Origin of the sequence: Planosporangium thailandense, assembly GCF_011947195.1 — a bacterium.
GTDB lineage: Bacteria > Actinomycetota > Actinomycetes > Mycobacteriales > Micromonosporaceae > Planosporangium > Planosporangium thailandense.
This window is the reverse complement of sequence record NZ_JAATVY010000042.1, coordinates 1-26,681: the sequence shown is the minus strand read 5'-3', so window position 1 is coordinate 26,681 and position 26,681 is coordinate 1. Positions and strand designations below refer to the sequence as shown.

At 73.0% G+C, this 26,681-nt stretch carries 22 protein-coding genes and 1 pseudogene; 12 read left to right on the top strand and 11 right to left on the bottom strand.

Annotation, left to right across the window (positions count from 1 at the left end):
* Positions 1-13: 13 nt before the first annotated feature.
* Positions 14-772, top strand: coding sequence for a GNAT family N-acetyltransferase (locus HC031_RS34640; protein ID WP_167928900.1), 759 nt, complete (start codon positions 14-16; stop codon positions 770-772).
* Here the strand turns inward: HC031_RS34640 and HC031_RS30520 are convergent.
* Positions 754-2,223, bottom strand: a complete 1,470-nt coding sequence (locus HC031_RS30520; protein ID WP_167928918.1) for an amino acid permease — start codon at positions 2,221-2,223, stop codon at positions 754-756. The two genes, HC031_RS34640 and HC031_RS30520, sit on opposite strands and share 19 nt — an antisense overlap.
* Positions 2,224-2,315: 92 nt before the next feature.
* The gene (locus HC031_RS30515) at positions 2,316-3,323 is read right to left on the bottom strand and encodes a lactonase family protein (RefSeq protein ID WP_167928917.1); all 1,008 of its coding nucleotides are present in this window, start codon (positions 3,321-3,323) and stop codon (positions 2,316-2,318) included.
* 95 nt (positions 3,324-3,418) lie between these two features.
* Between HC031_RS30515 and HC031_RS30510 the strand changes: the two genes are divergently transcribed.
* Positions 3,419-4,999, top strand: a complete 1,581-nt coding sequence (locus HC031_RS30510; RefSeq protein ID WP_167928916.1) for a Na+/H+ antiporter — start codon at positions 3,419-3,421, stop codon at positions 4,997-4,999.
* Positions 4,996-5,259, top strand: a complete 264-nt coding sequence (locus tag HC031_RS30505) for a UBP-type zinc finger domain-containing protein (protein ID WP_167928915.1) — start codon at positions 4,996-4,998, stop codon at positions 5,257-5,259. Before HC031_RS30510 ends, HC031_RS30505 begins: the two co-directional genes overlap by 4 nt.
* A 64-nt stretch (positions 5,260-5,323) precedes the next feature.
* Here HC031_RS30505 and HC031_RS30500 read toward each other — a convergent pair whose 3' ends face one another.
* Both HC031_RS30500 and HC031_RS30495 read right to left on the bottom strand, forming a co-directional pair.
* Entirely contained in the window at positions 5,324-6,496 is a 1,173-nt protein-coding gene (locus tag HC031_RS30500) for a sensor histidine kinase (RefSeq protein ID WP_167928914.1), read from the bottom strand.
* 191 nt (positions 6,497-6,687) lie between these two features.
* Positions 6,688-8,100 (bottom strand): trehalose-6-phosphate synthase, encoded by a 1,413-nt coding sequence (locus HC031_RS30495; protein ID WP_167928913.1) that lies wholly within the window; start codon positions 8,098-8,100, stop codon positions 6,688-6,690.
* 607 nt (positions 8,101-8,707) lie between these two features.
* Here HC031_RS30495 and HC031_RS30490 point away from each other — a divergent pair.
* Together HC031_RS30490 and HC031_RS30485 are read left to right on the top strand one after the other, a co-directional pair.
* On the top strand, positions 8,708-10,330 hold the full coding sequence (locus tag HC031_RS30490) for a putative bifunctional diguanylate cyclase/phosphodiesterase (RefSeq protein WP_167928929.1): 1,623 nt from the start codon (positions 8,708-8,710) through the stop codon (positions 10,328-10,330).
* A 9-nt stretch (positions 10,331-10,339) separates the two neighbouring features.
* A complete protein-coding gene (locus HC031_RS30485) occupies positions 10,340-10,711 on the top strand; it encodes an STAS domain-containing protein (protein WP_167928928.1) in 372 nt (123 codons plus the stop codon).
* Between the two features lie 111 nt (positions 10,712-10,822).
* Here HC031_RS30485 and HC031_RS30480 read toward each other — a convergent pair.
* From HC031_RS30480 to HC031_RS30470, 3 genes and pseudogenes are all read right to left on the bottom strand, one after another.
* Positions 10,823-11,815 (bottom strand): annotated as a pseudogene (locus tag HC031_RS30480) (acyltransferase family protein); the annotation flags it as partial.
* Positions 11,816-11,918: 103 nt separating this feature from the next.
* Positions 11,919-13,439 carry a glutamate-cysteine ligase family protein gene (locus HC031_RS30475; protein WP_167928912.1) on the bottom strand — a complete coding sequence of 507 codons (1,521 nt, stop codon included), beginning with the start codon at positions 13,437-13,439 and terminating at the stop codon, positions 11,919-11,921.
* A gap of 128 nt (positions 13,440-13,567) precedes the next feature.
* A complete protein-coding gene (locus HC031_RS30470; protein WP_167928911.1) occupies positions 13,568-14,344 on the bottom strand; it encodes a C1 family peptidase in 777 nt (258 codons plus the stop codon).
* Positions 14,345-14,580: 236 nt separating this feature from the next.
* Between HC031_RS30470 and HC031_RS30465 the strand changes: the two genes are divergently transcribed.
* Positions 14,581-14,871: a helix-turn-helix domain-containing protein gene (locus tag HC031_RS30465; protein ID WP_167928910.1), complete on the top strand. Its 291-nt coding sequence runs from the start codon at positions 14,581-14,583 to the stop codon at positions 14,869-14,871.
* Positions 14,872-15,495, top strand: coding sequence for an ATP-dependent Clp protease proteolytic subunit (locus HC031_RS30460; protein ID WP_167928909.1), 624 nt, complete (start codon positions 14,872-14,874; stop codon positions 15,493-15,495).
* A gap of 11 nt (positions 15,496-15,506) precedes the next feature.
* On the opposite strand, the gene HC031_RS30455 is transcribed toward HC031_RS30460, so the two are convergent.
* The 3 genes from HC031_RS30455 to HC031_RS30445 all read right to left on the bottom strand — a co-directional run bounded on the left by HC031_RS30455 (position 15,507) and on the right by HC031_RS30445 (position 19,124).
* Positions 15,507-15,950, bottom strand: a complete 444-nt coding sequence (locus tag HC031_RS30455) for an ATP-binding protein (RefSeq protein ID WP_167928908.1) — start codon at positions 15,948-15,950, stop codon at positions 15,507-15,509.
* A 177-nt stretch (positions 15,951-16,127) separates the two neighbouring features.
* The gene (locus HC031_RS30450) at positions 16,128-16,409 is read right to left on the bottom strand and encodes an acylphosphatase (protein ID WP_167928907.1); all 282 of its coding nucleotides are present in this window, start codon (positions 16,407-16,409) and stop codon (positions 16,128-16,130) included.
* A 54-nt stretch (positions 16,410-16,463) separates the two neighbouring features.
* Positions 16,464-19,124, bottom strand: coding sequence for a hypothetical protein (locus HC031_RS30445; RefSeq protein WP_167928906.1), 2,661 nt, complete (start codon positions 19,122-19,124; stop codon positions 16,464-16,466).
* Between the two features lie 303 nt (positions 19,125-19,427).
* On the opposite strand from HC031_RS30445, the gene fdh reads away from it, so the two are divergent.
* From fdh to HC031_RS30420, 4 genes are all read left to right on the top strand, one after another.
* Positions 19,428-22,712: a formate dehydrogenase gene (gene fdh, locus HC031_RS30435; RefSeq protein WP_205863457.1), complete on the top strand. Its 3,285-nt coding sequence runs from the start codon at positions 19,428-19,430 to the stop codon at positions 22,710-22,712.
* Entirely contained in the window at positions 22,712-23,794 is a 1,083-nt protein-coding gene (locus HC031_RS30430; protein WP_167928904.1) for a 4Fe-4S dicluster domain-containing protein, read from the top strand. Before fdh ends, HC031_RS30430 begins: the two co-directional genes overlap by 1 nt.
* Positions 23,795-23,879: 85 nt before the next feature.
* Positions 23,880-24,995, top strand: a complete 1,116-nt coding sequence (gene nrfD, locus HC031_RS30425; RefSeq protein WP_338090912.1) for an NrfD/PsrC family molybdoenzyme membrane anchor subunit — start codon at positions 23,880-23,882, stop codon at positions 24,993-24,995.
* Between the two features lie 21 nt (positions 24,996-25,016).
* Positions 25,017-25,256: a hypothetical protein gene (locus tag HC031_RS30420; protein ID WP_167928903.1), complete on the top strand. Its 240-nt coding sequence runs from the start codon at positions 25,017-25,019 to the stop codon at positions 25,254-25,256.
* 54 nt (positions 25,257-25,310) lie between these two features.
* On the opposite strand, the gene selD is transcribed toward HC031_RS30420, so the two are convergent.
* The gene (selD, locus tag HC031_RS30415) at positions 25,311-26,300 is read right to left on the bottom strand and encodes a selenide, water dikinase SelD (protein ID WP_167928902.1); all 990 of its coding nucleotides are present in this window, start codon (positions 26,298-26,300) and stop codon (positions 25,311-25,313) included.
* Positions 26,301-26,426: 126 nt separating this feature from the next.
* On the opposite strand from selD, the gene HC031_RS30410 reads away from it, so the two are divergent.
* Entirely contained in the window at positions 26,427-26,666 is a 240-nt protein-coding gene (locus tag HC031_RS30410; RefSeq protein WP_167928901.1) for a hypothetical protein, read from the top strand.
* Positions 26,667-26,681: the final 15 nt, after the last annotated feature.

Sequence of the window (26,681 nt, the reverse complement as noted above, 5' to 3'; positions counted from 1 at the left end):
GGTGCCGTCCTCCGTGGCCAGCCCCGCGCTGATCAAGGGCTTGCAGGAGCGGGCGGCCCGGGCGCTGCCCGCCGAGCGCGTCGAGGAGACGGACGGGTGGTGGCTGCGCCACGCCCCCCGTTGCGCCTGGTGGGTGGGGACCGTGCTGCCACATCGTGGCGCCGGGCCCGACGAGTTGCTACGCCGGGTCATCGGGGCGGAGACGTTCTACGCCGCCCGCGGCGCGCTCGCGCGCTTCCAGATCAGTCCGGGCGCGTGCCCGCCGGGGCTCGACACCCTGTTGGCGCAGCGCGGCTACCGCCGGGAGAGCCCGGTGTCGTTGCGGGTGGCCGCGACCGCGCGGGTGCTGGATCTCGCACCGGCGGGCGGGATGCGGGTCGAGTTGGAGGACCGTCCGACCCGCGCGTGGTTCGACGTCTGGTACGCCGTGCACGGCGACGGCGGTGACCCCCGCGGCGAGTGGGACCTGCTCGAACGGGTGGAGCAGCCGTGCGGGTACGCCCGGGCGATGCTCGCCGGCGAGGTCGTCGCGGTGGGCCGCGCGGTCGCCGACACCGGCTGGGCCGGGGTGTTCGGCATGGCGACGCTTCCGCGGGCGCGCGGGGAAGGCGCGGCGCGCCGCGTGCTCGCCGCCCTGGCCCGCTGGGCCGGCACGCACCGGACCGAGCACCTGTATCTCCAGGTGGAGCGCGGCAACCTGGCGGCCCTCCGGCTGTACGGGCGGGCCGGCTTCACCGACATCTGCGGCTACCACTACCGCACGGCGGGCTGAGCCTCCGCCGTGGTCGACCGCTGCAGGCGGCTGTGACGCCGCCCGTACAGGAAGTAGACGCCCAGCCCGACGATCATCCAGACCACGAACCGGATCCAGGTCTGCACCGGCAGGTTGAACATCAGCCAGATGCTCGCGGCGACGCTGACGGCCGGCAGCCACGGTACGCCCGGCGCCCGGAACGACCGGGGCAGGTCGGGCCGGGTGCGGCGGAGGACGATCACGCCGATCGAGACCACCACGAACGCGAACAGCGTGCCGATGCTGGTCAGCTCGGACAGCTCCGACAGCGGGATGAAGCCGGCGAGCGCCGCGACCACCGCGCAGGTGATGATCGTGATGACCCACGGGGTGCCGAACCGGGGGTGGACTCTGGCGACGGCCTGCGGAAGCAGGCCGTCGCGCGCCATCGCGAAGAACACCCGGGTCTGACCGAGCATCAGCACCAGGATCACCGTCGTGATGCCGCAGATCGCGCCCAGTGAGATCACGTTGGCCGCCCAGCCCTGTCCGACCTGGTCGAATGCCCTGGCCAGCGGCGCGCCGGTGTTGAGGTTGGTGTACTTCGTCATGCCGGTGACGACGGCGGAGGTGAGCACGTAGAGCAGCGCGCAGATGGCGAGCGAGCCGATGATGCCGCGCGGCATGTCGCGCTGCGGGTTGCGGGTCTCCTCGGCGGTCGTGGCCACCACGTCGAAGCCGATGTAGGCGAAGAACACGATCGCGGCCGCCGCGAGGATGCCGAACCAGCCGAAGTGCTGCGGTGTCACGCCCGCGATCAGCTGGACCAGCGGCTGGTTGCCGCCGCTGGTCCTGGGAGCGGACTGCGCGGACGGGATGAACGGCGTGTAGTTGGCCGACCGGATGAAGAAGAGCCCGAGGCCGATTACGAACAGGATCACGGCCAACTTGACCGCCACCAGGATGTTGGTGAGCCGGCTGGACACCTTCATGCCGACGACCATGACGACGCCGAGCACGACAACGATGAAGATCGCGCCCCAGTCGGGGATGGCTTTGTCGCCGGCGAGCCAGGTCGGCAGGTGGAGCAGCCGCTGGAAGTACGCCGACCAGCCGCGGGACACGACCGAGGCGCCCAGCGCCAGCTCCAGGCAGAGGTCCCAGCCGATGATCCAGGCGATGAACTCGCCGAGGGTCGCGTAGGAGAAGGTGTACGCCGAGCCGGCCACCGGCACCGTCGAGGCGAACTCGGCGTAACACATCGCGGCCAGCGCGCAGACGGTGCCGGCCACGACGAACGAGATGACGATCGCCGGGCCGGCGTTGAGCGCGGCCTGCTGCCCGGTCAGGACGAAGATGCCGGTGCCGACGATGACGCCGATGCCGAACGCCGTGAGGTCCAGCGCGGAGAGGTTCCGGCGCAGCCGGTGCTCCGGCTCGTCGGTCTCCCGGATGGACTGCTCCACCGGCTTGGTACGGAAGAGGGACACGTCGCACCTGCCCGTCACGTGATCGATTGAGACGGTTGATGCCCTGCCGGTGGGGGGTTTGAAACGTCCGGGGTCGGACCGGACCGGGTCGGCTACGCTCGCCGGATCAGTACGCAGACGGGGTCCGGCACGTCGATGCGGTCCCCGGTCGGGTGCGGTACCCCGCTCGACGGATCGACGCGCAGGACGGTCACGTCGTCGGACTTCTGGTTCGCCACGTACATCAGGTCGCCGTCGATGACGAAGTGGCGCGGCCAGTGCCCGCCGGTGGGCGTCTCGGCGACGCCGGTCAGCGCGGCGCCGTCGACGGCGAACGTGACCACCGTGTCGTTGCCCCGGTTGGCGACGTAGAGGAACCGGCCGTCGGCCGACAGTGCGAGCTCTGACGGCTGGTTGGGCCCGGTGGGTTCGGTGAGCGTCGCCGGCTGCCGGTGCACCAGGCGCAGGCCCCCGCCGGGGGCCGGCTCGTAGATCGAGACCGTCGAGGCCAGCTCGTCGGAGACGTACCGGAGGCCGGTCGGCGCGCTCACGAGATGGCGCGGCCCGATACCGGGGCCGGCGTGCGTCCGCCAGGTCGGCGTCAGGGCCCCGTCGGGCGTCAGCCGGTACCCGTACAGCGTGTCGGTGCCGAGGTCGACGGCGACCACCTCACCGCCGTCGGCCACCACCTCGTGCGTGTGGGGGCCCTCCTGCCGGGCGGGGTCGGGCCCGCCGCCGTGGTGGCTGACCAGGTCGGTCCGGGCGTCCAGGGCGCCGTCGTCGGCGAGGCCGAAGACGGCGACGCTGCCGCTGCCGTAGTTGGCGCACAGCAGGTACCGTCCGTCGCCGGTCACGGACAGGTGGCAGGGGGCGGAGCCGCCGCTGGGCTGCCGGGACAGCGGGCGCAGCGAGCCGTCGGCGGCGATCGCCAGCGCGTTCACCGCGCCGTCGTCGAGCTCGCTCACCGCGTACAGCACCGGCGCCTGCGGGTGGGCGACCAGCCAGGACGGAGCCGCGCAGGCGAGGCTCGGCGCGGCGGGGCGCAGCCGAGCGTCCCACACCGAGATGCCGGTGCCCTCGCCGCCGGCCTCCGGCGTGTACGAGCCGATGTAGATCGTCATCGCCGCCACCCTCTGATCATGCCCGATCGCCGGCCGATCAACCGTTGCCGCGGCGGCCCCGGATCGCCGGCCGGGCCGGACCGTACCCTCGGTTCATGACGTTGCTGCTGGTCGCCGTCGGCCTGGTGACGACGGTCGTGGCCGTCTCGGTGGTGTCCCGCCGGCTCGGGGCGCTCGCGCCCATCGTGCTCGTCGTGGTCGGCCTGGCGCTGTCGTTCGTCGTCGCCCTCCCGCAGGCGCGCCTGGACCCGCAGGTCGTGCTGATCGGCGTGCTGCCGCCGCTGCTGTACGTCGCCGCCACCGAGACGTCGGTCCCCGCGTTCCGCTACAACCTGCGATCGATCCTGCTGCTGGCGATCGGGCTGGTGGTGTTCACCACGGTCTGCGTCGGGTACGCCCTGTACCTGCTGCTGCCGGGCGTTCCGCTCGCCGCGACCATGGCACTGGGCGCGGTCGTCGCCCCGCCGGACGCGGTCGCCGCCACGGCGGTGGCCCGGCGCATCGGCCTACCCCGGCGCGTGGTCGCGATCCTGGAGGGCGAGAGCCTGATCAACGACGCGAGCGCGCTGGTGCTGTTCCGCGTGGCGGTCGCCGCCGCGGTGGGCCAGGCCCTCACGCCGCTCGCGGTCGGCGGGTACGCGGTGTACGCGGCCCTCGGTGGCGTCGTGATCGGCGCGATCGGCGGGGTGGTGCTCGCCTGGATCCACCGCAGGGCCACCCACCCGTTGATCGACAACTCGGTGTCCCTGCTCACACCGTGGGTCGTCTACGCGCCCGCCGAGCTGCTGCACGCCAGCGGCGTCGTCGCGGTCGTCGTGGCCGGCCTGTACCTGGGCCACCGGTACCCGACGCTGGTGTCGGCCGCGTCGCGGCTGCAGATGGCGGCGTTCTGGCGGATGGTCACGTTCATCCTGGAAGGCATCGTCTTCCTGCTGGTCGGTCTGCAGCTGCGCTTCATCGTGCAGGACCTGAACGAGTCGGTGGGCCTGGTCGCGCTGGCGACCGTCGTCACGCTCGTCGTGGTCGTGGTGGCCCGGTTCGTCTGGATGTACCCGGCGACCTACCTGGTCCGGCTGGTCCCCCGGATCCGCCGGCGCGACCCGGTGCCGGCGATGCAGTACCCGACGGTCATCGCCTGGGCCGGGATGCGGGGCGTGATCACTCTGGCGGCGGCGCTCGCGCTGCCGCGGACCCTCGCCGGCGGCCGGCCGTACCCGCGGGAGCTGTTCGTCTGGCTGGCGTTCTCGGTGATCGTCGGCACGCTGGTGCTGCAGGGGATGACGCTGCCGGCGGTCGCGCGCTGGCTGCGGATCGGCGGCGACGACCCGAAGGAGGACGCGCTGGCGGAGGCGGCGGTGCAGCAGGAGGCGACCCGGGCGGCCCGCGCCCGGCTGGAGCGGGAGACGTCCCTCGACGGCCAGGTGCCCCAGGCGGTCCTCGCGCGCCTGCACACGCTGCTGGCCGACCGCGCGAACCTGGCCTGGGAACGGCTGGGCGGGCGTCGGCGGGAGACGCCGTCCGAGGCGTACAGTCGGCTGCGCCGCACGATGATCGAGGCGGAGCGTGAGGTGTTCCGGCGCGCCCGTGACGAGGGAAGGATCCCCGAGGAGGTGCTGCGCCGGGCGCAGCGGGACCTGGACCTGGAGGAGTCGTTGCTGGAACGGGAGGATCGATGAGCTGCGTCCATCTCGACCGCCAGGGTGGGGCGGATCCCGCGCCCACCACGCGCGAGGGCTGCGTGGGATGCCTGGCGGAGGGGCGTGACGACTGGGTGCATCTGCGGCTGTGCCTGTCCTGCGGCTACGTCGGCTGCTGCGACTCCTCGCCGCGCCGCCACGCCTCCGGGCACTTCGGCGAGACCGGGCATCCGGTGATCCGCTCGTTCGAGGACGGCGAGTCGTGGCGCTGGTGCTTCCTCGACGACGAGCTCGGTTAGGCGAGGATCTCGGGCAGCCGGGAAGGTCGGTCAGCCGGGAAGGTCGGTCAGCCGGGAAGCCGGGTCAGCCGCGCGCGGCGGGGAAGACCAGGTGCAGCGAGGTGCCGTCGCCGGGCCGGTCGTACAGCGCCATGCTCGCGCGGTGCGCGTCGAACACCGCCTTGACCGTGCGCAGGCCCGGCTCCGCGCCGGTGGTGTCGGGCGGGCGTACCAGCGCTTCTTCGTAGAAGTGGCGGAGCAGGTCCGGTCGGTCGTCGACGACCGTGCCGGGGCTGCGGATACGGATCGTCGGCTCGCTCTCCAGGCCGCTGAAGACCTCCAGCCGTCCGCCGTCCGGGGTGCGCTTCACCGCGTGGAACAGCAGGTGGCTGAGGGCCTGCTCGAGGCGCACCGGGTCGGCGTGGACCGGGGTCGGTGTGACCGTGGTGCACAGCACCGGGATGCGTTTGGCGTCCGCGATCGGGCGTACCGATTCGGCGGCCCGCTGCGTGAGCGGGCTCAGGTCGACCTCGCGCTGGCCGAGGCCGGCCGGGGGTAGCCGGGCGACCAGGGCCAGCAGGTCGTCGACGATCCGGCGCAGCAGGCCGGCGTTCGCCAGGAGGGTGTCCGGCAGGCGCGGGTTGCCGGGGGTGGCGAGGCTGGCGCGCAGCCTGCCAAGCGGCTCGCGCCACCTGCCGACGACCTGGCCGACGTCGTCGACGTACCGTTCGATCTCGCGCAGTCGGGCCGCGCCGCGCGTCAGCAGCCCGGCGAAGGGGCGCAGTTCGAGCAGGATGACGACCTGCCGGGAGAGCGCGCGGAGGGCTTTCACCTGCGGGCGGGCCAGGCGGCGCGGCGTCACGTCGATGACGCAGAGCGCGCCGAGCGCCTGTCCCGCGCTGGTGATCAGCGGCGCGCCGGCGTAGAACCGGATGCCCCGGCGGCGGGCGACGAACGGGTTGTCGGTGAAGCGAGGGTCGGCGGTGGCGTCCGGTACGACCAGCACGTCGTTGCCGAGGATGGCGTGCGCGCAGAACGACAGCTCACGCGGGATCTCGCCCTCGTCGAGGCCGAGGCGCGCCTTCGACCACTGCCGGTCGGCGTCGACGAGGTTGATCAGTGCCGCGGGGGTGTGGCAGATGCCGGACGCCAGCGCCGCCAGGTCGTCGAAGTCCGGCTCGGGCGGGGTGTCCAGCACCCGCAGTTCGTAGAGCGCCCGCAACCGTTCCGCCTCGTCGGAGGGGGTCGGGGGACGCATGACAGCTCCTCACCGCGCGGTCGGGTTCCCGCTCGACCGAGGGTAGGGGGTCCTAACTTCAGCGAAAAGGGTCTTTCGTCACATGGCGGGCGTTTACCGGTCATTCAGCGCGCTGCCGGACGCCGGGCGACCGCCGTGGATTCGGCGTCTGACCGCCGCGGACTCGGCGTCTGACCGCCGAGGGCTCGGCGTCACCGGGGTCCGGGTACGGCGGGGTCGCGCTCGCCCAACGCCTCCAGGAACTCCCGGGCCCACCGGGTCACGTCGTGGGCGCACACCTGTTCACGCATCCGCCGCATCCGGGCCCGGCGCTCGTCGTCCGGGACCTCCAGGGCCTGCACGAACGCCTCCTTCAGCCCGTCCACGTCGTGCGGGTTGACTCCGAACGCCTCCGGCAGCTCGGCGGCGGCCCCGGTGAACTCGCTGAGCACCAGAGCGCCGGTGTGGTCGGTGCGCGCCGCGACGTACTCCTTGGCGACGAGGTTCATCCCGTCCCGCAGCGGGGTCACCAGCATCACGTCGGCAGCGAGGTAGAGCGCCAGCAGCTCCTCGCGGTCGTAGGCGCGGAACAGGTAGTGCACCGGCGCGAGGCCGACCTCCCCGTACTCGCCGTTGATGCGGCCGACCTCCCGCTCGACCCGCTCGCGCAGCTGACGGTACTGCGCCACGCGCAGCCGGCTCGGCGTCGCCACCTGTACGAGCACGACGTCCTTGGCGGACAGCCGCCCCTCCGCCAGCAGCTCGCGGTACGCCTTGAGCCGGTGTTCGATGCCCTTGGTGTAGTCCAGGCGGTCCACGCCGAGCAGGAGCCGCCGCCGGCCCCCGAGCTCTTCGCTGAGCTCCGCGGCCCGCTGCCGGATGCGCGGGTCGGCCGCCAGCCGCTCCATCTCGGCGACGTCGATCGAGATGGGGAACGCCCGCGCCGTGACCGTACGCCCGTCGACCACGACGTGGTCGCCCTCGGGCTCGAGCCCGAGCAGCGTACGTGTCAGGCGCAGGAAGTTCTCCGCCCCGCCGGGCCGCTGGAAGCCCACCAGGTCCGCGCCGAGCAGCCCGCGCAGCACCTGCGTACGCCACGGCAGCTGCATGAACAGCTCCACCGGCGGGAACGGGATGTGCAGGAAGAAGCCGATGCGCAGGTCGGGCCGCCGCGCGCGCAGCATCGCGGGTACGAGCTGCAGCTGATAGTCGTGTACCCAGACGGTCGCGCCCGGCGCGGCCAGCTCGGCCGCCGCGTCGGCGAAGCGCTGGTTGACCCGCCGGTACGCTTCGCGCCAGTGCCGGTGGAACGCGGGCGTCTCGACCGCGTCGTGGTAGAGCGGCCAGATGGTGGCGTTGGACTCGCCCTCGTAGTAGTAGTCGACCTCTTCGGACGACAGTCCGACCGGGTACAGCCGCATTCCGTCGAGCTCGAACGGCTCGGGCGCGTCGCCGGTGCCGCCCGCCCAGCCGATCCACGCGCCGCGGCGCGCCCGTACGGTCGGGTGCAGGGCGCTGACGAGCCCACCCGGACTGCGGGTCCATGCCCGCTCGCCGTCGGCGCCGACCACCTCGTCGACCGGTAGGCGGTTCGCGACGACGACGAACCGGTACTGTTCGCTCACGGTTGCCTCTCCGTTTACCGGATCTGTTACCTCGGCGTGCGTCCATCAAACCCGATGGTGATCGCCGGTCGACGTCGATCGTGAGCTGCCGCCGGGCCGGTGACCGACCATGCGCCGATGCTGACGGGGCGCGCGGGCTTGCACAGCACCATACGTTGAACGCCGTCCTACAAGCAGTGAAAGTGGAGGCATCTCACAATTCGTCGCCGACCGATTTGCGCCCGTCCGGTGCGCGCGACGCACGGATTGACGTGGCTGACGGATACCGCCAGGCAGCGGGAAACCCTAGGCTGCGGGCGTGACGGGCGGCTGGTCGGCGGAGCGGCTGGCCACGTCACCCGATGGTGTCGACGTCGACCGGACGAGGGGCGCCCGGGTGCGTGGCCGCGATCAGCGCGCGCTCGACCCGGTGACGGCGCCGGCGGCTGCCGCGCCGCGGACCGCGCCGGCGGATGCCGCGCCGCGGACCGCGCCGGTGGGCGACGCACCGCCACCGCCCGAAGCGGACCGTGTGCCGTCCGGCGTGGACACGTCCGGGTCCGGAATGGACCGCGACGTCCTCGCCCGCCGTTGGGCGCGGGCGCTCGCCGGCACCGGCGACGCGCCCATGAGCGCGGACCGGATGCGGGAGTTCCTGCGGGACCTGGTCGAGCGAATGGCCGGCGCACTGGATGCCGAGCCGTTCGACGACGAGCCTGGCCGGCGCGTCGGAGCCGATCTCGTCGCCGCCGAGCTCACGGCCGGCGAGACGCTCGGGCGGACCATCGAGATCCTCGGCGCGGGACTGGCGTCGCTCGACGCCGGCCGGCCCGGTGGCAGCCGGCACCCCCGACTGCTGGGCGCGCTCGCGGAGGGGTTCACCCACGCGCTCGGCGCGCGTACCCAGCAGGTCCAGTCGAGCCTGCGCCACCAGGCCCTGCACGATCCGCTCACCGGTCTGCCGAACCGGACCATGCTGTTCGAGCGGCTCGACGACCTGCTCGGCGCGGCGGGCGCCGCCGACGGGGTGGCGGTCTGCTACCTCGACCTCGACGGGTTCAAGGCGGTCAACGACAGCTTCGGCCACGACGTCGGCGACGCGCTGCTGGTGGCGGTGGCCCAGCGGCTGGACGAGTGCGTCTCCCGCGCCGGCCACCTGGCCGCCCGGATCGGCGGCGACGAGTTCGTCATCCTCGTCCGGGACCGGCAGCGCACCGGAGAGGTCGTCGCGCTGGCGAAGGCGGTGCTCGAGGCGCTGTCCGCGCCGATCACGGCCGGCGGTCACCGGCTGTCGGTGTCGGCGCGCATCGGGATCGTCGACGGCGACTGCGGCGCCACGACGCCCGCCGAGCTGATTCGGGCCGCTGACATCACGCTGTCGTGGGCCAAGGTCGGCGGCAGCGCCTGGGCGCTGTTCGATCCCGACCGCACCGAGCCTGAGGTGGCCCGGTTCGAGCTGTCCGCCGCGATGCCGGGGGCGCTGGAGCGCGGCGAGTTCGTGTTGGAGTACCAGCCGCTGGTGCTGTGCGGTGGTGAGACGGTCATCGGCGCCGAGGCGCTCGTCCGCTGGCGGCACCCGCGCCTGGGGCTGTTGAGCCCCGACCGGTTCGTCAGCCTCGCCGAGGAGACCGGCATGATCGTGCCGCTCGGTCTGTGGGTACTCGAAGAGTCCTGCCGGCAGGGTCGCCGGTGGTTGGATCTCGCCGGCGACGCAGCCCCGTTCATCAGCGTCAACCTCGCGGTTCGGCAGGCGCAGGAGCCGAACCTCGTCGACGCGGTCGCCGCGACGCTGGAGCGCACCGGCCTCGAACCGGCGTACCTGCAGCTGGAGCTGACCGAGAGCGCCCTGATCGGCCCGGGGCACGAACCGCTCGCCGCGTTGACCAAGCTCGCCGCGATGGGGGTGCGCATCGCCATCGACGACTTCGGCACCGGCTACTCCAACCTGACCTACCTGCGTACGCTCCCGGTGCGGTCGATCAAGCTGGCCGGGTCGTTCGTCGACGGGCTGCGTACCCCCGGCCGCCGCCCGGGCCACGCCGATCTGGCCGGCGAGCGTATGGTCGCGGCACTGGTACAGCTCGCCCACGCGCTGGACCTGACCGTCACGGCGGAGGGTGTGGAGACGCGGATGCAGGCTGATCGTCTACGGGCCGTCGGCTGCGACTCCGGCCAGGGCTTCTACTACGCCCCGCCGGGCCCACCCGAGCGGATCACCGAACTCCTGAACGGTGACGAGGGGACGGCGTGAACGCCGGCCATGCCGGCCGGATCGTCAGGTCGTCGCGATGACGCCGTGGTTGTGGGGGGTGCCGTGCTGGAGGTGAGGACGTTCGCCGACGACGGCCCGGTGGTCGTCGAGGTCGCCGGCGAGGTCGACCTGCTGACGGCCGGCCGGCTGCGCGCCGCCCTGGACGAGGCGGTACGGGTCGCGGGCGGCGGGCGGGTCATCGTCGATCTCGGGCGGGTGGACTTCCTGGACTCCACCGGGGTGCAGGCGCTCATCGACGGCTACCACACCGCCATGGTCGCCGGCGGCACCCTCACCGTGCGTGGCGCGCACGGGCCACCCGCCCGGGTCCTGACGGTCACCGGGCTGGCGCGGCTCCTCGGGGTCGAGCCGCGCCGGTGACACCGGCCGGCACCGGGGCTCCGGCCGCGCCGCCCGGCACCGGGGGATGAGCGCCGGCCGGCGCCGGGCCGCCAGATCCTCCACCCACCCGAACGCGGCAACGGCCGCCACCAGCAGCGCGGCGACCGCGGCCAGCAGGAGCAGGCGGCCGGTCCCACCGGTCAGGTGGACCCGCCACCGGCCGGCGGCCACCACCGTCAGCCCGATCGCCGTCTGGTGCCACAGGTACACCGTCATCGCCCGGCCGTTCAGCGCGGTGAGCAGCCGTGCCGTCCGGGTCGGGGCGCCGTCCGCACGTCCCGGCCGCCGCAGCGACGGCACCACTCCGAGTACGACCAGCAGGAACGCCGCCGTCCAGAGCGCGTTGCCGAGCGGGATGTCGTTGAGGTCGTACCCGCGCGGACCCGGGTGGGTGAGGAACCACGCGGCGCCGAGGCCGCCCAGCGCGCCGGCCCCGAGCAGCAGCACCGACCGGCGCATCCGGCGCAGGACGCCGTCGTGCTGGGCGAAGCCCAGCAGCCAGCAGTCGCCGTACAGCGCGAGGTCGGAGATCGGACCGGGCGGTTTCGCCCCCGTCAGGGTGCACGCGACCAGCAGCCCCAGCGGCACGAGCAGACAGATCACCGGTTGACGCCGGAACGCCGGCAGCGCGAGCGGCGACAGCAGCACGAACCACAGGTACTCGCGCAGGTACCAGATCATGCCGAGCGTCGCCGCGCCCCACCGGTCGGCCGGCGGATCGTGTACCGGAAACAGCCACAGCAGCACCGACCAGGACACGCGCATCCCGCCGAGCAGCATCACCGGTACGCAGATCGCCGCGAGCGCCCACAGTGGGGGGAGAAGGCGCCGCAGCCGGTGGACCACGGCGGCCGGGCCGGCCCGGTCCAGCGACGCCGCCATCAGCGATCCGGCAAGGGCGAACATGACCCCCACCGCGGGGAAGGCGACGGTCAGCCAGGCGAGGCCGAGGCAGTGGTAGCCCACCACCCGCACGATCGCCAGCGACCGCAGCAGGTCGACGTACGCGTCGCGGACGCCCGTCGGCGCAGGCGGCGCCGACGGGCCGGACGAGCTGGAAGCCCGTTGCCGGGAGGGTGACAAGAGCCCACGTCCCTCGCTCGCGCCGGTACGCCTCGACAGCAGCGCGGCGCGCGGCTCGGCGTCCGGGTCACCGCCACTGCTTCCACCGGCGCTGCGTGGTGGCTCAGGAGACGCTGGGAGGATCCTGGGAGGTCGGCACCGCCGTCGTGCCCACCGGCCATTCGTGGACGGGCAGGTTCGCGTGCATGTGCTCGACGTAGCGGGCCAGCATGCCGCGCAGCGCCTCCTGACGGTCCAGCCCGTCCTCCTGTTCCAGCCGGCGCACGGTGTCGACCTGCCAACGGGCCCCGTTGCGCCCGGTCGCGCAGCGCCGTTCGATGATCGACAGCAGCCGGTCCCGCTCGCGCCCGTCCACGCCCCACCGGTCGAGCCCCTGGTGGGCCAGCGGCAGCAGGTGGCGCAGCACCAGCTCGCTCGCGGGTACGGCGCCGAGCTCCGGCCACTGCAGGTTGGCGTCCAGGCCGTGACGGGCGCCGGCGTGGAAGTTCTCCGTCGCGGTGGCGAACGACATCCGCGTCCACACCGGACGCTCCTCCTCGGCCAGCGACCGGACGACACCGAAGTAGAACGCCGCGTTGGCCAGGGTGTCCACCACGGTCGGTCCGGCGGGCAGCACCCGGTTCTCCACGCGTACGTGCGGGCGGCCGCGGACGACGTCGTAGACCGGGCGGTTCCAGCGGTACACGGTGCCGTTGTGCAGGCGCAGCTCGGCCAGCTCCGGGATGCCGCCGCGGTCGAGTACCTCGACGGGGTCCTCGTCCTCCACGATCGGCAGCAGGGCGGGGAAGTAGCGGACGTTCTCCTCGAACAGATCGAAGATCGACGTGATCCAGCGCTCGCCGAACCAGACGCGGGGGCGTACCCCCTGCTCCTTGAGCTCCTCGGAGCGGGTGTCGGTGGACTGCTCGAACAGTGGTATGCGGGTCTCGCGCCACAGCTCCTGACCGAACAGGAACGGGGAGTTGGCCCCGACGGCGAGCTGTGCGCCCGCGACGGCCTGGGCGGCGTTCCAGTAGGCGGGGAACTGCTCGGGGCTGACCTGCAGGTGGAACTGCGTACTCGTGCAGGCCGCCTCCGGCGCGACGGTGTCCGCCGTGGCCTCCAGCCGTTCGACCCCGTCGATCGAGATGTACAGGTCCTCGCCGCGGGCGGCGAAGATCTGCTCGTTGAGCAGCTCGTAGCGCGGGCTGGCCGACAGGGCGTCGTGGGTGAGGTGTTCGGGCCGCAGGGTGGGCAGGATTCCGATCATCACCAGCTCGACGCCGACGTGGTGCGCCCGGTCCTCCGCGGCGTTGAGGCTCGCGCGGACCCGCTCCTCGTACCCGCCCAGGCTGTCGGCGGCCAGCCGCTGCGGGTCGACGTTGACCTCGACGTTGAACTGGCCGAGCTCGGTCTGGAACGAGGGGTCGGCGATGGCTCGCAGCACCTCCGCGTTGCGCATCGCGGGATTGCGGCGCCGGTCGATCAGATTGAGCTCGATCTCCAATCCGGTCATGGGCCTTTCCGCCTCGAACCGTGACTCGCGCAGCATCCGCGCGAACACGTCCAGGCAGCGGCGCACCTTCTCGCGGTGCGCCTGCCGGTCCTGGCGGGTGAACTCTCTCTGGTCGACCTCTTGGCCCATCGAGCGTGATCCTCCGATGCGGTAGCGGCGTCGGCTGACATACCCTCCCGCATGGGCCCGGCAAACCCTCGGGTCCCGTCGGTCACCTCGGCGGCCGACGGGGACCTGAGAGCGAGGCGACCTGCGGGTCAGCTGACCTGCAGGACCGCCCAGAAGTCGGAGGAGAGGCCGCGCTCGGTCAGGTACGCGTACGGCATCGTGAAGTAGCCGGCCTGCCCCCAGCCGGTGCCCCACGAGTTGCGTACCAGGAACCGGGCGGTGGCGTCGTCGTAGCCGACGGCGAGCACCGCGTGCCCGCCGAGGGCCTGCTCGGTGGCCTGCGGCATGGGTACGTCCCCGGTGCGCGCCACCTCCTCGCTTTCGAAGCTCTCGTAGACCCGGAACCCGAACACGAACGGGTACCCGTGCGCCAGGCACCCCTTGAGCTGGCTGAGGGACTGGATGATGCGCTGGTAGGAGGTCACGCGATTGCCGAGCGCCTCCTGGTAGCAGCTGTGCGGCGGCTGGTCGGTGAACCTGGCGATGTCGTAGGGCCACGTCGTCTCCGCGCACACGCCCTGCTTGGAGACGCTTTTGATGCCGTCGCGGATCATCGCGCCGCTGTCGGAGTCGACGGTGCCTTCCATGACGCGCTCGTTGTAGTAGATGAACAGCCGCGACGGCATGAAGTCGGTCAGCTTCTGCTTGAGCAGGCCGAACTCGAACGCGGCGGCGATGGCGTTGGCCGTGCAGCTGCCTAGCTGGCCCTGGTCGTAGATCTCCTTGGGACACTGGTCCCGTAGGTCCACCGCCGGTGGCAGCGTGGCCAGCACGGTCGGTGGCGCGGCGAAGAGGTGGTCCCGCTGGTCGGGTAGGTCGGGAATCCATCCGTAGCGCTGCACGCTGCGCGGAGTCGGTGTGGTCATCGTCGTCCTGCCTCTCCTCGGGAAAGCAACCAGGCCTTGGGAAGCACCCGTCCTTGGGAACGCATCCACAACCGACTCTTCACCTGGTGAAACCGCAGCTCAAGCGAGTGTCCCCAACCGGACGCGGCCGGCGGGGCGAACCCACCCCGATCGGGTGAGTGCCGCGCCGGCGGGCCACGCTTCCGGTGGTGCGGGAGTTGATAGGGGACTGACCCCGGCGGTATATCGTTTCCGATATGGACGACGACCTCCCGGTGCTGCCCGGGTTCCGGGAGATGGCCCGGTCGGCCCGCCAACGCCGCGATCTCCTGGCCGACCTGGTCGCCGGGCGCCGCGCGGCCGGGCTGTCCCAGGCCGAGGTGGCCGATCGGATGGGCACCTCACAGCCGGCGGTGGCGCGCCTGGAGACGGGGGCGGTCGACGTCCGGCTGTCGACCCTGCACCGGTACGCGGCGGCGGTGGGCCGTCATCTCGAGGTCCGGCTCGCGGATCGGGCATCCGGCGCCGACCCGGACGAGGAGGCATAGATGGACGCGCGAACGCCCGACCAACCGCCCGGACGCTGGAATGTTCCGCCGGGCCGACCGGTGCCGGCGCCGACCGTGGACCCCGGCGTCGCGCCCTGGCTGGCGGAACGGATGTTCACCCAGCGGATCGTGCTCGTCCAGGGGCCGGTCGACGCGGCGGCCGCCAACCGGGTAGCGGCCACCCTGCTCACGCTCGACGCGCTCGGCGCCGAGCCGGTACGGCTGCACCTCAACGCGCCGCGGGGTGAGCTGTCGGCCGTGTTCGCCCTCGTCGACGCGCTGGACGTGATGCGCGCCCCGGTCCACGCCACCGCGCTCGGCGAGGTCGGCGGCGCGGCGATCGGGGTGTACGCGGCGGCCCGCCGGCGGCTGGCGTACCCGCACTCCCGCTTCCGGCTGGCCGAGCCCGGCTCGGACGGCGTCACCGGAACCGCCGACGAGGTGGCGGCCGCGGCCGGCCACTACCTGTCCGCACTGGAAGACCTGGTGGTACGCGTGGCGCAGGTGACCGGGCAGCCGCGCAGCCGGGTCGAGGACGACTTCAGCGCCGGGCGGATCCTGGGCGCCGCGGCGGCCCGGGAGTACGGGCTGGTCGACGAGATCGTCGCGCCGCCGGCGCGCTGACGGCCGGCCCGCTAACGGGGCTCGGCCGGATGCGGCTCGGGGGCGAGGGCGATCGCGAGGCCCACGGTCGTACCCTGCGGTCCGGTCTCGATCGTCACCCGGTCGCAGAGGCGGCGCGCCAGCCACAGCCCCCGGCCGTTCACCGCGAACGGTGACGGCAGGGGCTGCTCGTGAAGGTGCTCGGGAGGCATGCCCGGCCCGCTGTCGGTCACCTCGCACCGCAACGTCCGGTCCTGACGCCACAGGGTCAGCACGCCCGATCCCCCGGCGTGGCGGGCGACGTTGGTCATCACCTCGTTGACGGCGAGGATGAAGTCGTCCAGCCGCCGCCCGGCCAGGCCGGCGCGGTGGGCACGGCCGGAGACGGCGTGGCGTACGGCGGTGATGTGGTCGGCGTCGAACAGAGCTGACAGCAGGGTGGGTGGTGGTGCCGAAGCCCCGGGGTCGTCAGGCATCAGCGGCACCGGACCGGGAGCGTCCCGGCGTGGCGACGGAGGCGTCGGTGTTCACCCCGCACCGCCTTCCTCACCCCCTCCAGACGTGGATGCCTGCGAGCGTACGCCCGACCGCAAGGCCGCCGCAGCCGTCCGGGTGGGGCCGGCCGCTCCCGGCGAACTCCCGAGCGTCGAACCCTAGACCGTCGGAGCCTTCCGCACGTCGAAGCCCGACAGGCCTTCCGGCGCTTCGTCGACGACGTCGACGTGGGTCACCCGGGCCTGCGGAGGCCCGTGCCGAGCCCACTCCACCAGGCGTTCCACCGGGCCGGCCGCACCCTCGAAGACCGCCTCGACCCGCCCGTCCGGCAGGTTGCGCACCCAGCCGGCGACGCCGTGGGCCTGCGCGACGCGACGGCAGGTGTCACGGAAGAAGACGCCCTGGACCGTGCCCGAGACGACGACCCGCCTGCGGACCACCGACGGACCCTCCACGGTCACCGTCGTGCCCGGCGCCCGGTGCCGCCGGGCACCCTACGACGCGCCCGGCCGCGAACCGGCCGGCTCCTCGTCCCAGGCCCGGGCCTTACGGATCTCGTCGAAGAAGCCGAGCAGGCGGGTCAGTTCGGAGGCGTCGGAGGCGGTGGCCTTCTCGTCGTCGCGGCCGCCGCCGCGGCCCCCCTTGCCCGCGGCGGTGCGGTGGGACCGGATCTCGGTGCGCTGCAACAGATCCTGCGAATCGTCGGCCTTCGTCTCCGGAGCCGGCTGGTGGCTGGCCGGCCGGGCCGGCGACGGGCGCTGACCGGGCTGCGGCATCGCCTGTGGCGCGGCCTGTCCGGCCGCCGGGTAGCCGAGCTGTGGCTGCGCGCCCGTTTCGGAGCCGACGCTCGGCGGCGACGCCATGGGCGGAGGCGGCGGCCACTGCTGGTGCACGACCGGTCCGGACTGGCGAGGGCCGCGGGCCCGCTGGCCCCCGCGCGGGGCGGCGGTCGACGGCGGGCCGGGCTGGCGAGCCGCGGGCGGCGGGGCCGACGCCGCCGCGAAAGGTACCGGCGAGATCGGGGCCGGCGGCATCGGCGCCGGTGGGACCGGTGCGGAGGCCATGGGCACCGGCGGGACCGGCGCGGAGGCCATCGGCGCGGGTGGGACCGGTGCGGATGCGATGGAAGCGGGTGGGACCGGCGCGGATGCGATGGAAGCGGGTGGGACCGGCGCGGAGGCCATCGGCGCCGGTGAGATCGGGGCCGGTGAGATCGGGGCCGGTGAGACCGGTGCGATCGGCGCGACCGGCTGGCGGGCGGCGTGCGTCGCCGGTGGGACCGGCGCCGGCGGGATCGGCGGCAGCGCCGACGGGGGCAGCGGTGACGGGCGCGCCCCCTGGCGTCCGCCGGCGCGGCTCGACGGCGGGAACGGCAGCGGCTCCGACGGACGGGCGCCCGGGGTCTGCGGCGCGCGCCCGCGCGACCGCACGGCCGGCTGCGGCGGGTACGGGGTCGGCTGGACGACCGGGTGCGGCGGGTACGGGGTCGGCTGGACGACCGGGTGCGGCGGGTACGGGGTCGGCTGGACGACCGGGTGCGGCGGGTACGGCGTCGGCTCGAGCACCGGGGGGAGGCTCTCGGTGGCGGCGTGCGCCGGGGGTGCCGGTTGGATCGTGGGCTGCGGCGGGTACGGCGTGGGCCTGAGCACCGGCTGCGGCGGGTACGGGGTCGGCTGGACGACCGGCGGCAGGCTCTCGGTGGCGGCGTGCGCCGGTGCTGCCGGCTGGATCGTGGGCTGCGCCGGTGACGGCGTCGGCTGGTATGCGGCGCGGACCGGGTACGGCGTGGGCTCGCGGAGCGGACGCACCGGTTCTTCGGCCATCCGCGCGCGCCGGCGGCCGGCCGGCGCGACGATGCGGACCTCCGCCTTCCCCGGTAGCTGTTCGCTGAGCGCGGCAGTCAGGCTCATCACATCGTCGCCCGCGCCGCGCGGCACCGCGAAGCGGATCCGGGATCGCGCGTCAGCGGGCAGTCGTTCGAGCAGCGCGGCGAGCAGCGTGCTGGGCGGCGGCGGGTACGCGCCGGACGGTGTACCGACGACGATGGTGCACTCTTCGACGTCAAGCGGCAGGTTGCGGGCCCAGTCCGCGGGCTCGGGCGCGTCCGCCGGCCGGATCCACAGGCCGGCCTCGATCACCTCGGCGGCCCATCCGGGGCCGAGCGCGAAGGTGGCCGGCGCGATCGGCTCGGAGAGCACCTCGGGCGCCGGGTTGATCCAGTCGGCCGCCTCGGTGGACTCGGTCCGGGGGTTGCAGCGCACCTCGCGGGCGAACGGCTGCCACAGCGGCCGTCCCTCGCCGTCGACGGTGACGAGGGCGCGCTGGCCACCGGACCCGTACAGCGGCAGGCCCGGACGGGTGCGGGCGGGTGCGCCCAGCAGCGACGCCGCGACCTCACCGAGCCGGCCGTCGCTGACCGGGTCGGGCCCGTACGGGGTGAACACCAGCCGGTCGACGATCCGTCGGGGCAGGACGGCGAGCGCGTGGGCCAGCTCCTCGGGGCGCAGCGGCTCCTCGTCGGGGTGTGAGACGACGAGCGCCGGGCTGTCGGCGTCGACGGGCACGGAGAAGACGAGGTCGGTCATGCTGCGGTAGCCCGAGCGGTGCAACCACAGCCCGGCCGGCACCTGATCGACGACCAGGCCGTTGCCGAGGTCGCCCACCTCGGCCAGATCGGCGTCCCACGAGGGCACCGGGTAGCGCCAGCCCACCCGGGACGGGGCGCTGCCAGGGGCGAACCGCCACCAGCCGCCGGGGCGCTGCGCGCCGCGCCCGGCCGCCGCGAACAGGGAACCGCCCGGGACGCCGAGCAGGGGGCCGGCCGGTGCGACGACCTCGACGCCGAGCCGGGTCGCGAGCTGGTATGCCGGCGCCGGGCGGTCATCGTGGAGGCAGCCGCTGTTCCACGCCACGAGACGTACCCGGCTGCAGCGCGGCGGGAGCCGGTCGACGAGCAGGTCGGCCAACTCGTTCATCATCGGCGGCAGCAGCCGGACGGTGTGTGAGGTGACGACCACAGCGAGTTCGGCGGCACCGGACGCCTTCGTGACCAGCGCCGTGATCGCGGCACCGGGCTCCGGTCCGGAGTGCACGATGGCGCATCCGGACACCCACGTGAGGCGCATGTCCGGCCAGAGCCGGAGACTCAGCTGCACTTAAAAGGTCACCCTCCGTGAGGACGTTCCGGCGGTCGTGCGTCGGCGAGCATACCTCAAAATTCGAGGCTGACCGGTCGACCGTACCTTGTGCAGGATCCGCGTGTTGGACCCTCAGCGCAACCCTGACCGGCGGGTTCTCGTATTGACGCGGGTGTGCGGGGTGTCCGGTGCGGGGCCGGGGCAGGGAGTAGTAGCCGCGCCGGGCGGCGCGGCCGACGTCGCGTGCGGAAAGCCGACGCTCCGTACGGAAAGTTGTCCCGATCATGTTTCTGGCTCACCGGCCGGTGGTAGGGATGTTCCATGGGCGTACGTACCTGGTTCGAGAGCTGGCCCGTGTACCGCCAGCTGACCGGTACCGATCCGCTCGGTCGGGGTGCGGCGGCGATGTCGCGGCGCTCGGCGGAGCTGGCTCCGCGCACCGAGGCCGCCGACTCGATGGCCCGGTCGGTCTGCCCGTACTGCGCGGTCGGCTGCGGCCAGCGGGTGTACGTCAAGGACGGCCGGGTCACGCAGATCGAGGGTGATCCGGACTCGCCGATCTCGCGGGGCCGGCTGTGCCCGAAGGGCGCGGCGAGCAAGAACCTGGTGACGAGCAGGTTCCGCCAGACGAAGGTCCGGTACCGGCGGCCGTACGCGACGGAGTGGGAGGACCTGGACCTCGACACGGCGATGGACATGATCGCCGATCGGGTGATCGCGGCGCGGGCGGCGACGTGGGAGGACGTCGACGACGAGGGCCGGCCGCTCAACCGCACCCTGGGCTTCTCCGGGCTGGGCGGGGCGACCCTCGACAATGAGGAGAACTACCTCATCAAGAAGCTGTTCACCGCCTTGGGCGCGATCCAGATCGAGAACCAGGCCCGGATTTGACACTCCGCCACCGTCCCCGGTCTGGGGACGAGCGTCGGACGTGGCGGCGCCACCAACTTCCAGCAGGACCTCGCCAACGCTGACTGCATCATCATCGAGGGCTCCAACATGGCCGAGTGCCACCCGGTGGGGTTCCAGTGGGCGATGGCGGCCAAGGAGCGCGGCGCGAAGATCTTCCACGTCGACCCGCGGTTTACCCGGACGAGCGCGCTGGCCAGCACGTACGTGCCGATCCGGGCGGGCACCGACATCGCGTTCCTCGGTGGGGTGATCAACTACATCCTGAGCAACGAGCTGGACTTCCGCGAGTACGTGCTGGCCTACACCAACGCGGCGACCATCGTCAGTGAGGACTTCCGCGACACCGAGGACCTCGACGGCCTGTTCTCCGGCTACGACCCCGACACCGGCGTCTACGACCCGGTGACCTGGCAGTACCAGGGGCACGAGCCGCAGGCGGCGGCGCGCGATACCGTCATCGAGCGGGAGACGGCGAGCCCGCTGCAGCACGAGTCGCACGGGCCGGGCGTGTCATGGCGGGTCGACCGGGACGAGACGCTGCGGCACCCGCGCTGCGTCTACCAGATCCTCAAGCGACATTTCGCCCGCTACACCCCTGAGGTGGTCGAACAGGCCTGTGGCATCCCGCGGGAGAAGTTCGACGAGGTGTGCCGGGCCTGGACGGAGAACTCCGGGCGGGACCGCACCACCGCGCTGGTGTACTCGGTGGGCTGGACCCAGCACAGCGTCGGCGCGCAGTACATCCGCACCGGCGCCATCATCCAGCTGCTGCTGGGCAACATCGGCCGGCCGGGCGGCGGCGTCCTGGCGCTGCGCGGCCACGCCAGCATCCAGGGCTCGACCGACATCCCGACGCTGTTCAACCTGCTGCCGGGCTACCTGCCGATGCCCGTGGCGCAGCTGCACCCCACCTACTCCGACTGGGTCACCAGCATCTGCCACCCGAAGCAGAAGGGGTTCTGGCACCACGCCCCGGCGTACTGCGCGAGCCTGCTCAAGGCGTACTGGGGCGAGGCAGCGACGCCGGACAACGACTTCTGCTACGGGTACATGCCGCGACTGACCGGCGACCACGGCATCTACAAGCAGGTCTTCGACATGATCGACGGCAAGATCAAGGGGTACTTCCTGATGGGGCAGAACCCGGCCGTCGGCTCGATGAACGGTCGGGCCCAGCGGCTGGGCATGGCCAACCTCGACTGGCTCGTGGTGCGGGACCTGTTCGAGATCGAGAGCGCCACCTGGTGGAAGAACAGCGTGGAGGTCGAGACCGGCGAGATCGTGCCGACCGAGTGCCGTACCGAGGTGTTCTTCATCCCGGCCGCCTCGCACGTGGAGAAGGAGGGCACCTTCACCCAGACGCAGCGGCTGCTGCAGTGGCGGGAGAAGGCGCTCGACCCGCCCGGCGACGCCCGCTCCGACCTGTGGTTCTTCTACCACCTCGGCCGCATCGTCCGGCAGAAGCTGGCCGGCTCGACGCTGCCACGCGACCGGGCGATCCTCGACCTGGCCTGGGACTACCCCACCCACGGCCCACACGACGAGCCGAGCGCGGACGCGGTGCTGCGCGAGATCAACGGGTACGACGTGAAGACGGGTCTCACGCTGCGTACGTTCGGTCAGCTACGCGACGACGGCTCGACCGTCGGCGGCTGCTGGATCTACTGCGGCGTCTACGCCGACGGCGTCAACCAGGCGGCCCGGCGCCGGCCGGGAGGCGAGCAGAACTACGTGGCCCCCGAGTGGGGCTGGGCCTGGCCGGACAACCGGCGCATCCTGTACAACCGCGCCTCGGCCGACCCGCAGGGCCGGCCGTGGAGCGAGCGCAAGGCCTACGTCTGGTGGGACGGGAAGAAAGGCTGCTGGGACGGGTACGACCAGCCGGACTTCGAGAAGACGAAGCCGCCGTCGTACCGGCCGGGCCCGGACGCCGAAGGCGTCGAGGCGATCGCCGGCGACGACCCGTTCATCATGCTGGGCGACGGGAAGGGCTGGCTGTACGCGTCGTCGGGTCTGCTCGACGGGCCGATGCCGACGCACTACGAGCCGCCGGAGTCACTGGTACGCAACCCGCTCTACGGGCAGCAGGCCAACCCGGTGCGCAAGGTGTACGACCGGCCGGAGAACATCACCCATCCGAGCCCGCCGGAGCCGCACGTCGGCGTCTACCCGTACGTGTTCACCATCGCCCGGCTCACCGAGCACCACACGGCCGGTGGGATGAGCCGGTACGTCGAGCACCTGGCCGAGCTGCAGCCGGAGATGTTCTTCGAGGTGTCCCCGGAGCTCGCGGCCGAGCGTGGCCTGACCCACCTGGACTGGGGACACGTGGTCACCGCACGGGGCGTGGTCGAGGGGAGGGTGCTGGTCACCGACCGGCTCACCCCGCTACCGGTCGCCGACCGGGTCGTGCACCAGATCTGGCTGCCCTACCACTGGGGACCCAACGGGTGGTCGCGGGGCGACTCGGCCAACGACCTCGGCGGCATGGTGCTGGACCCGAACGTGCTCATCCAGGAGGGCAAGTGCGGCACCTGCGACGTACGGCCGGGCCGGCGACCCCAGGGCCGCGAACTTGTCACGTATCTGAACGATTACCGTAGGCGTGCGGGGATCTTGGAGTCGCACCATACTCCGATCATCACCACCGACACCGCCGCAGAGTCCTACCGGCAGGGGAGGCCAGACAAGTAGTGCCTGAGAACAGCCTCTACGGACCGCTCGACCCCGCCCCGGACGCCGGGTACGTCGACGCGCCGCCGCGCATGGGCTTCTTCACGGATACCTCGGTGTGCATCGGCTGCAAGGCGTGCGAGGTGGCGTGCAAGGAGTGGAACAACGTACCCGAGCACGGGCTGGACCTGCTCGGCATGTCGTACGACAACACCGGCGGGCTCACCGCCAACTCGTGGCGCCACGTCGCCTTCATCGAACAGCCGGTGTCGCGGGACAGGCTCGCCGACCGGGGCACCGGCGTGGGTGGACAGGCCGGCAACCAGCCGCCGGCCTTCGCGGGGATGCCGACCACGACGGTCGCCGCGCCGGAGTCGGCCGTGGCGGCGGCCACCACCGGCAAGGAGACCGGCACCGAGCCGGGTGTGGTACCCGGCCCCGAGCCGGCCGCCGCCGCCCCGGCGACCACCCAGTTCCTGGGCATGCCGTCGTCGGTGCTGCCCGGTCAGCTGCCGGGCGGGGAGCGCACGGACTTCCGCTGGCTGATGATGTCGAACGTCTGCAAGCACTGCACCCACGCCGGCTGCCTGGACGTCTGCCCCACCGGGGCGCTGTTCCGCACCGAATTCGGCACGGTCGTGGTGCAGGAGGACATCTGCAACGGCTGCGGGTACTGCATCTCGGGGTGCCCGTACGGCGTGATCGACCAGCGCAAGGGCGACGGCCGGGCGTGGAAGTGCACGCTGTGCTACGACCGGCTCCGCGACGACATGATGCCCGCCTGTGCCAAGGCCTGCCCGACCGAGTCGATCCAGTACGGGCCGCTCGACGAGTTGCGGGAGCGCGCGGCGGCCCGGCTCGAGCACCTGCACGGGATCGGGGAGACCAGCGCCCGGCTCTACGGCAACGACCCGGAGGACGGGGTCGGCGGCGACGGCGCGTTCTTCCTGCTGCTCGACGAGCCGGAGGTGTACGGGCTGCCGCCGGACCCGGTCGTGCCGACCCGTGACCTGCCGGAGATGTGGCGGACCGCCGGCAAGGCGGCGCTGACGATGGCCGCGGCGGTCGCCGTCGCGTTCCTGGGTCTGGGCCGGCGCCGGTGACCGCCGGCGGATGCCGCGGGTGGGGTGCGGCCGGCGCGACGGCGGCCGCCGCGCCGAGGAGAGGATCGTTGCAGGGAGGACAGGCGTGACCGCCGGCGAGATGGGCAGCATGGGTCGGGAGGCCGCGAGCCGCGAGCCGGCGGGCCGCCCGCCCGTCGGCGATCGGTTCCGTCAGTTCCAGTCGTCGCTTCGACGCGGCGAGGGCAAGCGCGAGCGGCGTGAGGGCGGCGAGCGGTCGATGGTGCCGCGCGCCGAGTTCCGGTCGTACTACGGCCGGCCGGTCCTCAAGGAGCCGGTGTGGCACCACGACATCGCGGCGTACCTGTTCACCGGCGGCCTCGCCGCCGCGTCCTCGATGATCGCGGCCGGCGCCGACCTGACCGGGCGCCCGGTGCTGCGCCGCACCGGCCGGTTGACCTCGCTCGCCGCGCTCGGCGCGAGCACCTACTTCCTCATCAACGACCTCGGTCGTCCCGAGCGGTTCCACCACATGCTGCGGGTGGCCAAGCCGACCTCGCCGATGTCGGTGGGCACCTGGATCCTGTCCGCCTTCGGCGTCAACGCCGGGGCGGCGGCCGCCGCCGAGTTCGCGCCGTTGCTGCCGCAGCGGGGCGTGCTCGGGCTGGCCCGGCGCGTGCTGCCGCCGGTCGGCCGGGGCGCGGGGCTCGCGGCGTTCCTGCTGGGGCCGCCGCTGGCCACGTACACGGCGGTGCTGCTGTCCCAGACCGCCGTGCCGTCGTGGCACGAGGCGCGCCGGTACCTGCCGTTCGTCTTCGCCGGTAGCGCCTCGGCCGCCGCCTCGGGCGTCGGGCTGATCGCCGCGCCGCTGTCGGAGACCGGGCCGGTACGCCGGCTCGGGGTGGCGGGCGCGGCGCTGGATCTGGCCGCGATGCACCGGGTCGAACACTCGATGGGGCTGGTCAGCGAGCCGTACCGGATCGGGCGGCAGGGCAGGCTGCTGCGGGCCGCGCGGGCCTGCACCGCGGCCGGGGCGGTCGGCGCGCTGGTCAGCCGGCGCAGCCGGGTCCTGTCTGCGCTGTCCGGCGCGGCGCTGGTCGCCGGATCGGTGCTGACCCGGTTCGGCATCTTCGATGCGGGCAAGGCGTCCGCCCGGGATCCGAAGTACACGGTGGTGCCGCAGCGGGAGCGGCTGGAGGCCCGGGCCCCCTCCCATGATCATGAAGGCTTCGCGGGGTCATAGCCCCGCGAACTCTCCAGGATCATGGAACGGGCGAGTTTCGAGATCGACGCGCGCGCCCGCCGCGCGATCGACCGGTTCAACGCGGTGATGCAGCCGGAGCTCGACCGGCTGCTGCGGCGGTGCGCCGGCGCGCCGGTCGAGCAGGTGCGCGCCGAACTGGCGAAGGTGTGGGGCGCGAACGCGGGCAAGGCGCTGCCCGAGCCGTACCTGACGAGCTGGGCGACGTCGATCAGCAGGGGCGACCGCGTCCGTCTCTCATGATCACGGAGACTATTCCGTGCTCTGACACGGAAAAGTCTCCGTGATCATGAGGAGTCAGCGGACGACGAGCGTCACGCCGTCGCGGCGGGGGACCAGCTCACCGATCACCGGGTAGCCGGGCACCTCCCCGGCGACGAGCAGGCCACCGGAGGTCTGGGCGTCGGCCAGCAGCAGCAGCTCGTCCTCGCCCACACCGTCGGCCGACAGGTGCGCGCGTACCCAGTCGAGGTTGCGCCGGGTGCCGCCGCTGACGTACCCGGCGGCCAGGGTCTCGCGCGCGCCGTCCAGGTAGGGCACGGCCGCCGCGTCGACGACCGCCGTCACGCCGCTGGCCCGGGCCAGCTTGTGCAGGTGACCGAGCAGGCCGAACCCCGTCACGTCGGTCGCGCAGACCGCGCCGGCCTTCAGCGCCGCCGCGGAGGCGTCCCGGTTGAGGGTGGTCATGGCGGCCACGGCGGTGCCGAAGACCTCGCCGGTCGCCTTGTGCCGGCTGTTGAGCACGCCGATGCCGAGGGGCTTGGTCAGGGTCAGCGGCAGCCCGGGCGTGCCGGCGTCGTTGCGCATGATCCGGCCCGGGTCGGCCACGCCGGTGACGGCCATGCCGTACTTGGGCTCCGGGTCGTCCACGCTGTGCCCGCCGGCCACGTGGCAGCCCGCCTCCCGCGCCACGTCCAGGCCGCCGCGCAGCACCTCCGCGGCCAGCTCCAGCGGCAGCACCTCGCGGGGCCAGGCGAGCAGGTTGACCGCGACGACTGGGGTGCCGCCCATGGCGTACACGTCGGACAGGGCGTTGGCGGCCGCGATGCGCCCCCAGTCGTAGGCGTCGTCGACGACCGGCGTGAAGAAGTCGGCTGTGGCGACGATCGCGGAGCCGCCCGCGATCCGCACGACCGCGGCGTCGTCGCCGTCGTCGAGCCCGACCAGCAGTTCGCCGGGGCCGTCCGGCGGGGCGTCACCGACCAGGCCGGCCACCACCGACTCCAGTTCACCGGGCGGGATCTTGCAGGCACAGCCGCCGCCGTGCGCGTACTGGGTCAGGCGCATGGCTTAACTCTTACACCACGGGCGCGGCCGCGTCCGGGCAGCCGGTGGTCATCATGGTCTTGACCACCCGGCGTTGACGCGATCTCCTACCGTGATCCACACGAGGTGAGGGAGAGGTCGCAGTCGATGAACGGTGACCCGTCCGCCGTGGGGCGTACCGGCGTTCTCACGGTGGCCACGCGGGGCGCGGCCGGTCCGGGCGAGGTACTGGTCAAGATCCGCGGCGGGTCCGAAACCTACCTGGCCTGGTCCGACGAGCCGCTGCCGCGGGGGACGACCGTCCTGGTGGTCGAGTCACGCGGCGCCCGCGCGCTCACCGTCGTCGCCCTGTCCGGCTCCTCCACCTCGCATCCCCGGCCTCTCTAGGCGGTCATCCGCGAC